At 43.2% G+C, this 15,649-nt stretch carries 10 protein-coding genes; 8 read left to right on the forward strand and 2 right to left on the reverse strand.

Features of this window, described 5'->3' with window-relative positions; genetic code table 11:
• Window positions 1–40 precede the first annotated feature (40 nt).
• From KDN43_RS04790 to KDN43_RS04815, 6 genes are all read left to right on the forward strand, one after another.
• Window positions 41–3,535: a TonB-dependent receptor gene (locus tag KDN43_RS04790; RefSeq protein WP_238868541.1), complete on the forward strand. Its 3,495-nt coding sequence runs from the start codon at window positions 41–43 to the stop codon at window positions 3,533–3,535.
• 28 nt (window positions 3,536–3,563) lie between these two features.
• Window positions 3,564–5,333, forward strand: a complete 1,770-nt coding sequence (locus KDN43_RS04795) for a RagB/SusD family nutrient uptake outer membrane protein (protein WP_238868542.1) — start codon at window positions 3,564–3,566, stop codon at window positions 5,331–5,333.
• A gap of 19 nt (window positions 5,334–5,352) precedes the next feature.
• Window positions 5,353–6,312 carry a phosphodiester glycosidase family protein gene (locus KDN43_RS04800; protein WP_238868543.1) on the forward strand — a complete coding sequence of 320 codons (960 nt, stop codon included), beginning with the start codon at window positions 5,353–5,355 and terminating at the stop codon, window positions 6,310–6,312.
• Window positions 6,313–6,319: 7 nt separating this feature from the next.
• Window positions 6,320–8,191: a choice-of-anchor Q domain-containing protein gene (locus KDN43_RS04805; RefSeq protein ID WP_238868544.1), complete on the forward strand. Its 1,872-nt coding sequence runs from the start codon at window positions 6,320–6,322 to the stop codon at window positions 8,189–8,191.
• Window positions 8,192–8,269: 78 nt separating this feature from the next.
• On the forward strand, window positions 8,270–9,211 hold the full coding sequence (locus tag KDN43_RS04810; protein WP_238868545.1) for a DUF6528 family protein: 942 nt from the start codon (window positions 8,270–8,272) through the stop codon (window positions 9,209–9,211).
• Window positions 9,212–9,309: 98 nt separating this feature from the next.
• The gene (locus tag KDN43_RS04815) at window positions 9,310–11,058 is read left to right on the forward strand and encodes a DUF4091 domain-containing protein (protein WP_238868546.1); all 1,749 of its coding nucleotides are present in this window, start codon (window positions 9,310–9,312) and stop codon (window positions 11,056–11,058) included.
• A gap of 60 nt (window positions 11,059–11,118) precedes the next feature.
• Here the strand turns inward: KDN43_RS04815 and corA are convergent, their stop codons facing one another.
• Window positions 11,119–12,063: a magnesium/cobalt transporter CorA gene (corA, locus tag KDN43_RS04820; protein WP_238868547.1), complete on the reverse strand. Its 945-nt coding sequence runs from the start codon at window positions 12,061–12,063 to the stop codon at window positions 11,119–11,121.
• A gap of 32 nt (window positions 12,064–12,095) precedes the next feature.
• Window positions 12,096–12,896: a 16S rRNA (adenine(1518)-N(6)/adenine(1519)-N(6))-dimethyltransferase RsmA gene (rsmA, locus tag KDN43_RS04825; protein ID WP_238868548.1), complete on the reverse strand. Its 801-nt coding sequence runs from the start codon at window positions 12,894–12,896 to the stop codon at window positions 12,096–12,098.
• Between the two features lie 172 nt (window positions 12,897–13,068).
• Between rsmA and KDN43_RS04830 the strand changes: the two genes are divergently transcribed.
• Together KDN43_RS04830 and KDN43_RS04835 are read left to right on the forward strand one after the other, a co-directional pair.
• Window positions 13,069–14,094 carry a lysylphosphatidylglycerol synthase transmembrane domain-containing protein gene (locus tag KDN43_RS04830; protein WP_238868549.1) on the forward strand — a complete coding sequence of 342 codons (1,026 nt, stop codon included), beginning with the start codon at window positions 13,069–13,071 and terminating at the stop codon, window positions 14,092–14,094.
• Window positions 14,095–14,098: 4 nt separating this feature from the next.
• Window positions 14,099–15,562 (forward strand): aminoacyl-histidine dipeptidase, encoded by a 1,464-nt coding sequence (locus tag KDN43_RS04835; protein WP_238868550.1) that lies wholly within the window; start codon window positions 14,099–14,101, stop codon window positions 15,560–15,562.
• Window positions 15,563–15,649: the final 87 nt, after the last annotated feature.

Consider the following 15,649-nt stretch of genomic DNA (forward strand, 5'->3'; position numbering starts at 1 on the left):
GTTTAACAATCTCACTAAAATCATTAAACTTTACAAAGTTATGAATAATCTGACAGCTGTGAACAAAAATCTTAAAAACATTATTCTGTTTTTTTCTTTTCTCTGTCTGAACCTTTTGTTGGTAACTCCTTCCTACGGTCAGAACGTTAAGGAAAAAAACATCACATTTTATGTTAAAAATGGGCAGTTGGTTGATGTCCTTAACAAAATCAGCCAGAAAACAAGCTTTAAATTTTTCTATGATCAGAGCACCTTACGCAAAGTTCCGCCAGTGACTATTGATGTAAAGGATGCCGGTATACAGGAGTTGCTGGATGTTATTACCGAACAAACAAAACTCTACTTTTACCGGACAGATAATACAATATCAATAAGCAAAACCCCACCAGTAATACAAAAGGCAATTACAGGCAATCAGAACCAACAGGAGAAAGTAGTTACGGGAAAAATCACCGATGAAGCCGGTGATCCGGTTATTGGTGCCAACATTATTGAAAAAGATGTCGTAAGTAACGGAACGGTTACTGATATAGACGGCAATTTTTCGCTGAAGGTAAAATCAAATGCAACGATAACCATTTCTTACATAGGTTATGTGGAACAGGAGATACTAGTGGGGGACAGGAGTTTTTTCAGTATTGTACTGAAAGAAGATACCAAAACCCTGGATGAGCTCGTAGTTGTCGGGTATGGGACACAGAAAAAACTCAATCTTACAGGTGCCGTCGCATCTGTTTCGGGCGATGTGCTGAGTGATAGGCCAATAGGCAATATTGCGCAGGGGTTGCAAGGGGTCATACCCAACTTGAACATCACCTTTACAAGCGGACAGCCATCGGCAGGTGCCGGGATCAATATCAGGGGTAACACATCGTTAAACGGCGGGTCGGCCCTTGTGTTGATCGATGGCGTAGAGGGCGACCTCTCCCTGATTAACCCGCAGGACGTAGAGAATGTTTCCGTTTTGAAAGATGCCTCTTCGGCTGCCATTTATGGTGCCCGTGCCGCATTTGGTGTGATGCTGGTAACCACTAAGCAGGGACGTGAAAACCAGAAAATAAAGATCAACTATAATAATAACCTGGCATGGAGCACTCCGGCACGTTTGCCTGAGATGCCGAGAGCCGATGTATGGGCGAGAGCATGGAATGATGCGTATGACAGTGAGTCGCCGGGCGACTATTATTTCAACGACCGTTTCCTGGCTGCGCTTGATGCACATATTGCCGATCCTGAAAATAATCCGGCTATCCTGGTGGACACCGAAGGTATTCAGAGCCCCAATTATACACCTAATAATCCCGGTTGGGCCTATGTTGGTAATACGGATTGGATTCATGAGTTTTATAAGGATGCCGCATTTATGCAGCAACATAATCTCAGTATTTCAGGTGGTTCGGACAAATCAAGTTATTACCTTTCCGGCGGTTTTAAAGATCAGGGTGGAATCTTTCGTTATGGGAATGATGACTATAAACGTTATAACCTCTCTTTTACCTTCGATACAAAGATGACCGACTGGCTTGACCTCGGTTTTTCAACCAAATACAATTATACAAATAATGATGAACCGTATAAGGCTGGCTCATCTGCCGAGACCTGGTATTATGAAGTATATAGGATGTTTCCTACACTGTCGGTCTTTTTGCCCAATGGCGATTTTGCAGGAATGTCGCTGAGTCGCGGTAACTTTAATGTAATCGGTCATATGGCTGAGGCAGGACGTAGTATTAGTACCGGGAATGACATGTGGTATACCGGACGTTTCGACCTGCATCCATTCAAAGGCCTCTCTATTAAAGGAAACTATACGTTGAATAAATATTTCGGAAGAAGCAAAATACATCGTAAGACGGTTTACCAGACCATGCCCGAAGGGGTGGCTCCGGTTGAGAGCCAGACACCTAATTTTGTGTCTAACGGGAATAGCGAAAATAATTATCAGACATTCAACGTGTGGGCAGAATATAACTGGGATATAGACAAACTTCACAATTTCAAGGCGATGGGTGGATATAATCAGGAAGGAAAAGATTACAAGGGATTGTCATTCAGAATGTCAGACCTATTCGATAATGAAACTCCTATTTCCGATCTGGCCATAAACTATGTCAGCAATAACGAAACCGATACGCGATGGAGGGTACAGGGTCTGTTCTATCGGTTAAATTACGATTTCAAATCAAAATACCTTCTGGAATTGAACGGTCGCTATGACGGATCTTCAAAATTTCCTTCCGGCAAGCGCCATGTGTTCGTACCTTCTGCATCTGCCGGCTGGAGAATATCGGAAGAGAGTTTTTTCACTCCCCTACGCGGTGTGATAGATAACCTGAAACTCAGGGCATCTGTAGGGGTTCTGGGTAACCAGGCTATCAGTTCCTACTTCTCTTACATAGCATCTCTTACTGGTGGAGCCATGAGTAATTATATGATGAATGGCGAACCTCTCACCTATCTGTCGGCTCCCTCGTTGCCAAACAATGTTACATGGGAGAAAGTAATCAGCAGTGATGCCGGAATAGATCTGGCCTTGTTTGATAATCGCCTCTCCGGATCCTTCGATTATTATATCCGAGATACGAAAGATATGATACGCTCTGTGACACTTCCAGCTGTATTGGGTACCAGTGGAGGGCAGGAAAATCTTGCCGATATGCGAACCAAAGGATGGGAACTTGAAGTTTCCTGGAGGGATAAGATCAGCAATGTCCTGGGTAGCCCCTTGACCTATTCTTTATCGGCAGGTCTTTCTGATTATCAGGCTGAAATTACCAAATTTGATAACCCTACCGGTTCTTTGTCAATGTATTACAAGGGTTGGAAAATGGGAGACTATTGGGGATATGTTACTGATGGGTTTATAAGGGATGAGCATGAGGCTGCCCGTATGAATTATATACAAAGTTACATTTACCATACATGGAAGCCTGGAGATATCCGTTATAAGGATGTTAACAACGACGGGGTGATCAATATCGGTAAAAACACGTTGGATGATCCGGGTGACCTGGTGATTATTGGAAACAATACACCCAGATACCGCTATAACGCACAGCTGGATATCAATTGGAAAGGAATTGGCCTGTGGGTGATGTTCGACGGAGTAGGAAAGCGTGATGTGTGGACCAGCAGCGACCAGTTCTGGGGATTCCCGCGTGGCATCTACAACGGAAATATTTTCCAGTACCATATCGATAATACCTGGAGCCCGGAAAATCCTGATGCATACTATCCAAGAAAGTCGTTAAACAACAGGAATATACAGCGACAATCGAAATATTTATTGAATGCAGCCTATTTAAGATTGAAAGGCCTGACCTTCAGTTATAATCTTCCGAAGAAATACGTATCCAGTTTATTTATAGAGCAATTGAGAATTTATGTGAGCGGAAATAATCTGTGGGAAAAAACACATATGCCTCCGTTTATGACTCCCGATATAACGGAGAGCCTGAGCGATGGAGGGTCCAATTCAGGAAAAGAGTATGCTTTTATGCGAAATTTTTCTCTTGGAGCAAACATTACATTTTGACGATAACATAATTTAAAACACAAAAGTGATGAAAAAATATATATATTTATTAACCTATATAACACTAACAATGATAAGCTGCAACTACCTGGATGTGGAACCTGGGGATACTATTACCGATACCCGGTTTTGGGCTACGGCCAACGGGGTTGCACTGGAACAGTATTGTCATACCTATTATCCAAGCCTGGTAATCGGACATGGGAACCCTAATTCGTGGGACGGCAGCCCCCTGATTACCGGCGATCTGCAATCCGATAACCTCTTGAGTGGAGGTGCGAATCAGATTGCATTCGGTAAAAATGTGAAAAACCATACCGATGGGGCATGGAGTTGGGGTGTTATACGCGGATGTAATGCATTTCTGGAGAATTACATGCGTAGTCCGGCATCGGCGAATGATAAAAAACATTATGCAGGAGAGATCTATTTCTTCAAAGCTTGGGATTACTTCAATAAAATGAAACGTTTTGGCGATCTGCCTTGGTATGACAAGGTGCTGGATAAAAACGATCCGGACCTTTACAAGAAAAGGGATTCACGCGTGCTCATAACAGACTCCATACTGATGTGCCTGGACAGGGCAATAGAGTACCTGCCCAAGCAGACCGATGTGTGTAAGGTGAGTAAAAATGCTGCTTTATTACTGAAAGCAAGAGTTTGTCTGTATGAAGGGACCTGGAGGCGTTACCGCGATATGGAGGGCGATGAAGAACTGTTAAAGAAGGCATACGATACCGCGGGTGAGTTGATGAAGACCGAATATGGGCATAATCTATATACTGGTAACGGCACGGAGATGAGCTATTTCAACCTCTTTATACAGGATCATTATCAGGGAAATCCTGAAATCATATTATCTCGTGAGTATGATCCCGCAATAAATATGGGACATCAGATCTCCAGGCAATATCCGATGAGTAATTACGGTATGAGTAGGGATTGTTTTGAAGAATATTTGTGTTCCAGAACAGGGAAACCGATATCTGTCTGCGGATGCCACAATCCCCACATGGGATATCTGTCGGAGATGATGGATCGTGATAGACGTCTCGTACAGACTATCTGCGTGCCTGATCCGAACAGTCCTCATGCACAGTATCTGTACAGGAAGGACGGAGGTCTTATGAAAGGAGGAGCTCCCAATATCTTCAATCTTTTTGACGGAACCAATGAACGGCCGTTTTACGGAACATCCGTTACAGGATATTGTATCAGTAAGTTCTATAAAGCTTCTGAATGGGAAGGTACCGAGGCTTTCAAAGGAACCACCGATGCACCGGTAATGCGTTATGCCGAGGTGTTGCTCATAAGAGCCGAAGCAGGGGCTGAACTGGGACTGGACCCGGAACTGGATAAAACGATCAATGCCTTGAGGCGGCGTGTAGGGTTCTCCTTCGACCTGACTGCCAACCCTGTTGAGGATCCTGACCTGGTCAGTAAATATCCCGATATAAAAGGAGCCGACAAAAATCTTATTCGCGAGATCAGGCGGGAACGTCGTATCGAACTGTTTGCCGAGGGCTATCGATGGGATGACCTTTGTCGCTGGAGAGCAGGAGTGAACCTGTTGAACCGTGAGCGGAGAGGAGCGATTATGGATTCCAAATTCTATTCAGCAAAAGAGATCAATATGATCAGGGAGAAAATAGGATTCGATGAGGATGGATTCATTACTCCTTATGCCATAAGGGTTACATATAAACCCTCTTTCACGGAAAAAAACTATCTGTTCAATATTCCCATTGAAGAGACTTCTCTTAATCCTAATCTATTACCCGATAATCCGGGATGGTAAAACAATAAAAAATTGAAACATGATACGAATAAATGATTTAAAATCGAATAAAAAATATATTACTCTCTGGTACTTTGTATGTATGCTGTTTTTCAGCTGCTCTTCTTCATCTGATGAGGTGGTGGTGCCCGGCTTGCACAAAGGGGCGAAAACCCCGTTGATGCAATCGGTTGCCGATTATATGGATAAGATCCAGGTGGTGGAAAAGGATTCGTCCTATCAGCTTACGGAGGGATTAACAATTACAGAGGTGAATTTCAGGTACTTGACCCGGCCTACCCGGATGTTTGTTGCCGAGATCGATTTAGATAAAAATCTTTCGGTTGTGACATGTACGCCCAACAATGAAAATATTCAGAAAACACGTCAGACAATTCCGGAACAAATGATTTGGGCAGAAAAAGCGGGAAAGAATGTCGTACTTGGCGTAAATGGTGATTTTGCAGGTGAAAGCGCTGATAAAACAAAATTGTTCACCATGAATATTTTTGTGAAGGACGGGCAGATACTGAAAGAGACCTATTATCCCGGGTATGAAGGCTTGTTTGTCGTTTTGAAGAATGGTGAAAGCAAAATAATTCACCCCAAGGACTTTGAGGGGATAAAAGACGATGTGCTGGAGGCCATGGGCGGATATCATTCGTTGGTAAGAGAGGGAGAGGAAAATAAAGAGATGCCTGTTGATGACCTTTCCATGCAGTTTGCTCCACGTACTTTTATTGGTTTGTCAAAAGATAATAAGAGATGTTTTCTGTTTGTGATAGATGGGCGTCAGGAAGGTTATTCTTCCGGGATGCGGCTGGAAGATGTCGCCACTTTATGTAAAGGCGCCGGATGCTACAATGCAATCAACCTGGATGGCGGAGGATCCAGTACTTTTGTCATCAAAGATAAAACAGGCAGTTTTAATGTATTGAACAAACCGTCCGACGGTCAATTGCGGCCGGTTATCAACGGATTAGTAGTTATAAAAAAATGAACAAATCATGAAAATATATAATTCCATATATCGAACTCTATTGGGAGTAATTGCATTTGCCTGTGTGTTGACGGCTTGTGACGATTCGTACGAAGTCCGCAGGGTAGAACCTAAAATAGATGTGCAGGAGTCCGTAACAAGCAGTCCGCAGACAATGCGTATGGTTGTGCCGTTAACCTCTTCATATCCTTGGTTTGCCGAGGCTTCCGGCGACTGGATTAATATGACTAAATACAGAGGACAAGCATTGAAAGCCGATTCCATTGTCTTTTCCTGCGAGGAGAACCAAAGTATGGACGATCGTGAAGGCTGGATTGAAGTAAGGCTGATGGATCAGCTCAGTCAAAGAATAAAGGTAGTGCAAAAAGGGCGGGGGTCTCTTATCACGCTGCCTCAGAGCCTGGTCTATTTTAACCGGCAGGGTGGAGAGGTGATCATCGAAGTGGTCACTCATCAGGAATGGCAGCCGGAAGCGGCATCTAAGGACGGATTTACCTTTACCAAGGTTGATAACGGACATTTAAAGATTACTGCTTCTCTAAACGCTTCAGGGAAGGATCAAACAACAGAAATAAAGTTGTTTGACAAAGACAGGACAACTGATGCCACATTGTCGATTATTCAAAAACCGGTTGATAAAATCTTGTTTATCCCTCTGGAAAAGGAGAAAAAAGATATTGTTATCAAGAAGGAGAGCTTTGCGATTGACATTCCGGTGACGTTGAATGTGGATTACGAGTGTGTTTCTTCCGGTTCGTGGATTGAGATAAAAGCTGATCAACAGCTGCAAGGCCATAACGTACAAAATGTAGTGGTTTCGGTAGATATTGAGAACAATCAGACAGGAGTGGAACGGGATGGATTTGTGGTGATAAAGAACAAAGGCAGCGTTGTTGAGGCATCCGACACCCTTTTCATCGCCCAGAGAGGAAAAAATCAGATAATTTACGTTAAGCCCGGCGGTAACAGCGACGGGACATCCTGGGAACAAGCCTTCGGCTCAATACACGATGCTATGGGGGCAGCTTCCAATAACGGAGATATGGAAATCTGGGTTGCCAGTGGGAATTATCAGTTTTCTTCTACGCTTACATGGAAAGCAGTGAATGTATACGGGGGCTTTTCGGGAACGGAGACAAAACTTAAAGAGCGGAACCTGAAAAATAAACCCGTATTCAAAGGGGGCAATTTTAATTTCATGAATGCCTGGAATAACAATGGCGATATCTGCTGGATGGATGGTATAGTTTTCACCGATTGTGATATTTACAAGAATACGGGCATGGGCTGTTTTGAGATCTATAAAAATCATGGCTTCCGTAACTGTGAATTCCGTGATTTAAAGCATGGAAGGCAGGTTTTCTACTTCAGCGAGTGCAAGCTTGTGAATTGTTTATTTTATAATATGCATTCTCAAAAGTATCTGATTAGAGGAGCCTCTTCTCAGTTTTATAATGTTACAATAGCTAATAGCATAACGGATGATACAGGTGCCTGGAACTCCAACTATTTTGAAAATGGAAGCAGATTATATAATACGGTGATTTGGAATGTGAGAAAGTCCGGGGGAAGTATTAATCGGGCATTGTCTTGCTGGAATGATGTCAAAGCGTTCAATTGTGCATTTTTGGGAGGTGTCAATGAGCCGGGTCTTCTCAGTTCCAATGGTATTGATTTGGAAGCTGATAATAGTGCACCCGGTGGCCCTCATTTTACCAATCCTACGGGCAATACACCGGACTTTTCACTCGCGGCCGGCTCGGTATGTATTGATGCAGGTGACTCCGGATATCCGGGTACATCCGTCGATATTGTTGGAAACACCCGTATCATCGGTTCATCCGTTGATATAGGAGCCTATGAGTATATGGTAAAATAATTTGAATGGATAGACAATAAATCGAAAATCTGAAATAGCAGGGAAAAATCTCTCTGCTATTTCTTTAAAATTGAAAAAATGAACAGAAAATTAATTTCCTGCCATTTTATTTTCATGTTGATTGGCATCGTTATCATGAGTTGCGGATGCAGCTGCAGCAAAGAGGCCGTTATAACGAATAAACCGGAAAAAAACTTTACATTACCGGAAAAAGCTATTGTGGTCACCAATCAGGCGAATGCCTCTATTGTGATAGCAGATATGGTTACGCAGAAGATTGTATGGGAGTGGAACCCACTGTCGGGAAAGATACCGCAGGAAAGGAGATCATGGTTTAGCAACCCCAGCGAGGTGAAGCCGGTATATGATAACAGCTGTATATTGATGACGGCATCAGGCGGCGCGGTGGCACTGATCCGCATAGCCGACAAGAAAGTTTTGTTCTACGGGTATGCCGGCGTTAATCCGCACTCGGCGGAACTGCTTCCCGACGGGAATATTGTTACCGCCTCTTCCACCGACGGGATTCTGGCTACATTCCGTACCGATACCCTGAAAGGATACGGCGAGATGGTCGCCAAATATGAGCTTCCGGCCGCTCACAATCTATTTTGGGATAAGAAACGGGGCAAGCTTTATTCGGCGACACATGTGATGAATATTTACGATTACAACGGACAGAAAGACAAACCGCTTCTCAAGAATCAAATGAAGGTCGAAGTAGCTTCGAGCGATGAACCTCTTCGCTCTTCACACGATCTGTTTCCCGTAAACGGTGAAGAAGATATGTTGTGGCTTACGACCAACGAAAGGGTTTGGAAATATGATCAGAAAAGCAATAGAATCCAATCGGCATATCGTTTTCCGGCGGTAAAAAGTATTTCCGATTCCCGTTTCGGAACAATCATGCTGTGTCCCGACGAAGAGTGGTGGGCAGATCATTTGGTGGACGAAAACGGAAATGTTGTATTTAGGGCTTATGGGTTTAAAATTTATAAAGCTCGTTGGATCGTTAAATAAATATATGTGCAGAAGGGATAGTTATTGCCGATTTAACATGATAGCTGGTTAAAATATGCTATCTTTAACGCTTTGAAATAATTTTAAAACTAATTTTTATGATTCGATTTTACCCTCTTGTATTCTTACTTTTGATAGTAGGTTGTTCGCAACCTGCCCAAACTTTTAAAACATGTCAGACCTATGACGAAGCTGATCTTCCCGTGACAATCAGCTCTAACTGGGAAGCACTGGCTAAAGGCTTGCAGGTGTCTGTCGGAAGCATCGATACACGCTACCTGAAACATGAAATACCGGAAATAACCCTACATAAACAATGGCAAGGCGTTGCATGGAGGGGAGAACGTGTCTCGGCTCAGATGATTGTTTGGAGTAAAGATAGCGTTTCCCGGATTGGATGCCTGTTTAGCGATTTTAAAACATCCGACGGGAAAATTATTTCTGCAGATGCCGCGAACATTAATTTTGTACGCTATGTAATCACAGATGAGTTTGCAGAAGGGTGCGGGCACCGAAAGCCTGAAGATTTCGCTTCATCGCTCAGTGCCGATGTTCTTGATAACGTATCCTGTTTCAACCTATCTCCCAACACAACACGACCCGTATGGATAACGATAGATGTTCCCGCAGATGCGGAGCCCGGTATTTACACATCTACGCTACAGGTTTTTGCCGGAGGAAAAAAGAGAGATAAAATCTCATTCCAGCTTGAAGTGCTTCCTCAGACCCTGCCTCCAGGGACAGAATGGACTTTCCATTTGGACCTGTGGCAGAATCCCTATGCGGTGGCCCGTGTTGCAGGCGTGGAGCCTTGGTCTCAAGGACACTGGGATGCTCTTCGGCCTGTAATGAAGATGCTGGCCGATGCGGGTCAGAAAGTTATTACTGCTACGTTGAACAAACGACCATGGAACGGACAAACCGAGGATGCGTTCGACAGCATGATTGGCTGGACAAAAAAACCGGACGGCTCATGGGCATTCGATTATACCTTTTTCGACAATTGGGTTCAATTCATGATGGACCTGGGTATAAAAAAGCAAATCAATTGCTATACCATGGTCCCGTGGGGAAATACATTCTACTACTTCGATGAAAGTGAAGGGAAAGAGATGAAAATTACTGCTGCACCGGGAACGAAAGAGTACGCTGGTTTGTGGAAACCTTTTTTGGCAGACTTTGTGGAACACCTCGATCAAAAAGGGTGGCGCGAAATTACCCGTATTGCCATGGACGAACGTAATCCTGTAGAAATGAAAGCGATGCTGAAGTTGCTGGAAGAGGCAGCACCCGGAATGGGGGTGGCATTGGCCGACAACCACAAAAGCTACAAAGAATATCCCGACCAGTTGACCGATTTGTGTGTAGCACACGGAGCGGAGGTTGATCTGGAAGACCGTATATACCGGGCAGAGAAGGGTTATGTCACTACCTGGTATGTCTGTTGTTCAGATGTATTCCCAAATGTGTTCACCTTCTCCGATCCCGCAGAAGGAGCTTTTATCGGCTGGTACACCATGGCTGCCGGTTTCGATGGATTCCTGCGCTGGGCATATAACAGCTGGGTAAAAGAGCCGCTTATCGACTCGCGTTTTCGAACCTGGCCCGCCGGAGATACTTATGTGGTTTATCCCGATGGACGCAGCTCCATCCGTTTTGAACGGCTTCGTGAAGGTATTCAGGATGCTGAGAAAATTCGTATCCTGCGGAAAAACCTGCAGAACGAGCCTGAGAAGTTAAAACAACTGGAAGAAATGTTAAGGCGTTTTAATATCATAGAAAGGCCGGAAGATCTGAACAACCTTATGAGGGATGGCAAGGAGCTTTTGGAAAATTTATCACGGTAATAGACATAAGAGACAGTTGAGCCACTCTCATCCAGAGGGTGGCTCAACTTTATATATTGGCTACAACCACTTTTTCTTCTTAAAATAGTAGAGGATAAAAAGTGAGGAGAGAATCATCAGCAGAAGGGCAACCGGATAACCCCATTTTTTATCTAGCTCGGGCATAATGTCGAAGTTCATCCCGTAGATACTTGCTATAAGGGTAGGCGGCATGAAAATTACAGAGACAATGGTGAAAATTTTTATGATCTTGTTCTGCTCAATATTTACATATCCAAGGAAAGTATCTTGTAGATAGTCGAGGCGATCGAAGCTGAATTTGATGTGCTCCACCAGCGAGTTGATGTCTTTGATGATTATAGTGAGCTTGGGTTGGAGCTCTGCGGAAATAAATTCGCTACGCAACATACTTGAAACGGTGCGTTGCTTGTCGATGATGTTCTCACGAAGCAGCATGGTTTTTTCCTGCAGGTTCTTAATCTCTGAAAGCAGCTCTTCATCGGCCTCCTTTAGCGATAGAGAGTTACTTAGCTGCGTAATCTTTTGTGTCATATTCTCTATCATGTCGGCATCGAACTCCACTCGGGTCTCCAGGAGTGCAACCAGCACGTGGGCACCAGTAGGATAGTTTTTGGGATTGGCCGATATCTTTTTTACCGTTTCATGAAACGAAATCAACTCTTCAGAACGAACGGTGACAAGAATATTGTTTTTAAGAATAAAGGAGACCGGATCGGTTTCGAAATTCGACAACAAAAAGTTGGAGTTCACAATCAGCGTGTCGTTTGTTTCAATATAGCGTGACGACATCTCAATCTCGATCATCTCCTCCTCTTCCTGGATATATATTTTGAGGAAATCTTCGAGTTCGTTCTCTATCTCTTCGTCCACGTCGTTAAGATCTATCCATAAAAAGTTCTGGATAGGGTTTGATTTCAAGAATTCAAGGCTGCGGCTTAATCTCACGATGCCGTCTTTATGATAAAACAATTTTACTTCCGCCATGATGTCTTTTTTTTAATCGTGAATCGAATAATTTATTTCTTCTCTGTTCGAGGTAGCCCGGCCAAAGGCTCAAGCAGATTGGTTAGTTGCTCGAATTGTTCAATGGACAGTTGTTCGGGGCGCTTTGTAAGCATTGGGTCTGATGGCAATGTACTCTCTTCTGTTAGTAGTGGCCTAATGGAGTTACGAAGCATCTTCCGTCGCTGGTTAAAGCTTGTCTTTACTACTGTTTTGAATAATTTTTCATTGCAGTTGAGCTGTTGTCGCTTGTTTCGTGTAAGCCTTACAACCGCCGATTTGACCTTTGGCGGAGGAATAAACGATTGCTCGCCTACCGTGAATAGGTACTCAATATCGTACCATGTCTGAAGCAAAACACTCAAAATGCCGTATGTCTTGCTTCCGGGCGATGCGATCATGCGTTCTGCAACCTCCTTTTGTATCATACCTGAGCAACAGGGAATGAAATCTTTGTTGTCAAGCACTTTGAAAAATATTTGCGATGAGATATTGTAAGGGTAATTGCCGATAATGCAGAAGCTCCCATCGTAGTATTCGTTGAAATTCATCCGGAGGAAATCCTGCTGTAGAATTTTTCCATGCAGCTCCGGGAAATGCTCGTTCAGATATGCAATGGATTCACGGTCTATCTCTGCCACGGTGAGGTCCCTATTGTTTTGAAGCAGAAACCGTGTGAGCATACCTGTACCGGGACCCACCTCCAAAACAGGAAGAGATGGGAAGTCATCGAGTGTTGCCGCAATGCGGCAAGCTATCTCCTCATCTTTGAGAAAATGCTGCCCCAGGTTTTTTTTTGCTCTTACCGGAAACATTGCAATATGACGATTATTCCTTATCTTTACGGCCGCAAAGTTAACATTTTATTGTGTAAAATCAGACAAACGTATTCTTAAAAAAGAGGATACAATTATAGATGTTACGTGTTTGGGTATCTCTTTATTAAAAGAAGGTACCCGGTTGTATAAGATAATAATCGTTTTATCGGTGAAAATAAATTCAGAATCTGTAAAGAGTTTACTTAAGACTGTAATCTCTTTGCTGCTCGGCCTTGTAATAATCTGGGCAATGTATCGGAATACCGATATGGGGGAACTGTGGCAGATAGTTAAATCAGCTAATCTGGGAATTATTGGTTTATCACTTATTTTCGGGCTTATAGGGAATACCCTCAGAGGGTTGAGATGGGAGCTGTTTTTAAACTCGCTGGGGTATCATCCGCCAAGATCCAGTGTTATTTATGCTACGCTTGGAAATTATGCAGTGAACTTTGTATTACCGCGTGCCGGTGATATATGGCGATGTGGTGTGGTAAGCAAATATGATAAGATTCCCTTCACCAAAACACTGGAGACTTTTTTAGTGGATAAGATGGTTGATGTGATTTCGGGATTGACTGTTGTGTTTATCAGCGTGGTGCTGTATATCGACTTTTTTGTCTCCTATTTCAATGACAACCCTCAGTTTGAAGAAAGTATGAGGCATATAATCACTTCTGAATGGATTTATGTTGTTTTGGTGATAATCTTGTTGATTGTCATATTGTTTGGTACGGCCTTCAGGAAGTCACCCATAATGATGAAGGTGAAAAATTTTATTGATACACTCAAATATGACTGGTTGCTGATATCGCGGATGAAGGAGAAAAGGCGTATAATAATTTACACAATCCTTCTATGGTTATGTTTTTATTTGTATTTTTACATTTGCTTTTTTGCGTTCGATTTTACAAGGGGACTGGGCCCTTTGGCCGGGCTGATTGTGTTCGCGATGACAAATATCGGTATTTCCGTACCAATTCAGGGCGGAATAGGGCCATGGCACTTCATGGTTATATCTTCGCTTTTAATATTAGGAGTTGCCGAAAATGAGGCACTTGCATTTGCAGGAGCAGTATTTACAATTCAGTCGGTATGGCAGATACTTTACGGGCTCGTAGGAGTGTTTGCATTACCATATGTAAAAAGAGAACACAAGGAAATTGAAACCCAAATGACCAATCTAAAAAAATAAAAATATGACAACATCAGAAATTCTAAGTTTAAAACCGCATAGTGTTTGGAAGCATTTTTATTCACTTACCCGAATACCAAGGCCAACAGGCAGAATGAAAGAGGTAACACAGTTTATAAAAGATTTCGGTAACTCTTTGAACCTGGAAACAAAACAGGATAAAGTTGGCAATGTAGTAATAAAAAAGCCTGCATCAAAGGGATATGAAAGTGCCGAAACAGTAATATTACAGTCTCATCTTGATATGGTTCCTCAGAAAAACTCTGATATAGAACATGATTTTACATCAGATCCTATTGAGGCATATATCGATGGAGAATGGGTAAAAGCACGCTCTACCACATTGGGTGCCGACAATGGTGTTGGATGTGCAATGATTATGTCAGTGCTTGAGGACCAGACAATATGTCATCCGGCTATAGAGGCCCTTTTTACAGTTGATGAAGAGGTGGGTATGGATGGGGCTAACGGCCTGAAAAAAGGATTTCTGAAAGGTTCCGTGATGCTCAACCTTGATACAGAGGAGGAGGGTGAACTTTGCATAGGCTGTGCTGGTGGAAGGGATGTGAATGTCTCTTTCAGGTTTCAGCCCGACACATCAGTTGAGAAAGGCGATGTGGCTTATAAAGTAAGCCTTAAGGGTTTAAAAGGAGGGCATTCTGGTGTGCAGATACATATTGGACGGGCCAATGCCAACAAACTGATGAACCGTTTTCTAAAAGATGTGGTGAGTAATTATGAAGCGCGGATTGCTAGCATACATGGTGGCTCGCTGCGAAACGCCATACCAAGGGAGTCGTTTGTAGTGCTGACTATCCCCGGGCAGCTGGCTGAAGATCTCGAAGATCTTGTTGCTGAATATGAAGTGTTGTTCCGGGAAGATTTTGCCGGTATTGAAGAGGGTATCTCATTCAAGGCCGAAAAAACGGAAATCCCTGCTACGCTGATTCCTGAAGAAGTTCAGGACGACCTTATAAATGCTGTTGAGGGTTGTCCCAATGGTGTAATAAGCTATCTGGCCGATTTCCCAGGAGTGGTGGAGAGTTCGTTGAACCTTGCGTTGGTTGAATCTGTGGAAGATAAAATTGAGGTTAAACTGCTGGTGAGAAGTTCTTCCGAAAGCCGTAAGGATTGGGTCTGCTCGTCGGTCGAGAGCCTATTCAGCCTGGCTGGGGCAAAAGTGGAATTCGATGGCGATTACCCGGGCTGGCAGCCTAATGCCAACTCTGATCTGCTGAATACGATGGAGAAGATTTATTATGAAAAGTACGAAAAAAGGCCAAAGGTGGTTGTTATTCATGCAGGACTTGAGTGTGGTATTATACAATCGAAGGTAGAGCAAAAACTTGATATTGTTTCTTTCGGGCCCACCATTTACGGAGCACATTCTCCTGCCGAGGCAATAGAGATTGATACAGTAGGCAAATCATATGATTATCTTGTTTCTATTTTAGAAAAATTGAAATAAGGTTTAATGCTAATTCACTGCTCCTTTTGCTGTCCCTCTTTTTTGTTTTGAAGAGAAAGCAAAAGATAATAAGAGGTGAATTTTCCA

This window comes from Proteiniphilum propionicum, from assembly GCF_022267555.1.
Taxonomy (GTDB): domain Bacteria; phylum Bacteroidota; class Bacteroidia; order Bacteroidales; family Dysgonomonadaceae; genus Proteiniphilum; species Proteiniphilum propionicum.

Excerpts from the sequence above, each read along its gene's own strand:
- KDN43_RS04795 (WP_238868542.1), top strand. The coding sequence starts at position 3,564 with ATGAAAAAATATATATATTTATTAACCTATATAACACTAACAATGATA.
- KDN43_RS04835 (WP_238868550.1), top strand. The coding sequence starts at position 14,099 with ATGACAACATCAGAAATTCTAAGTTTAAAACCGCATAGTGTTTGGAAG.
- KDN43_RS04815 (WP_238868546.1), top strand. The coding sequence starts at position 9,310 with ATGATTCGATTTTACCCTCTTGTATTCTTACTTTTGATAGTAGGTTGT.
- KDN43_RS04800 (WP_238868543.1), top strand. The coding sequence starts at position 5,353 with ATGATACGAATAAATGATTTAAAATCGAATAAAAAATATATTACTCTC.
- KDN43_RS04810 (WP_238868545.1), top strand. The coding sequence starts at position 8,270 with ATGAACAGAAAATTAATTTCCTGCCATTTTATTTTCATGTTGATTGGC.
- KDN43_RS04805 (WP_238868544.1), top strand. The coding sequence starts at position 6,320 with ATGAAAATATATAATTCCATATATCGAACTCTATTGGGAGTAATTGCA.
- corA (WP_238868547.1), bottom strand. The coding sequence starts at position 12,063 with ATGGCGGAAGTAAAATTGTTTTATCATAAAGACGGCATCGTGAGATTA.
- KDN43_RS04790 (WP_238868541.1), top strand. The coding sequence starts at position 41 with ATGAATAATCTGACAGCTGTGAACAAAAATCTTAAAAACATTATTCTG.
- rsmA (WP_238868548.1), bottom strand. The coding sequence starts at position 12,896 with ATGTTTCCGGTAAGAGCAAAAAAAAACCTGGGGCAGCATTTTCTCAAA.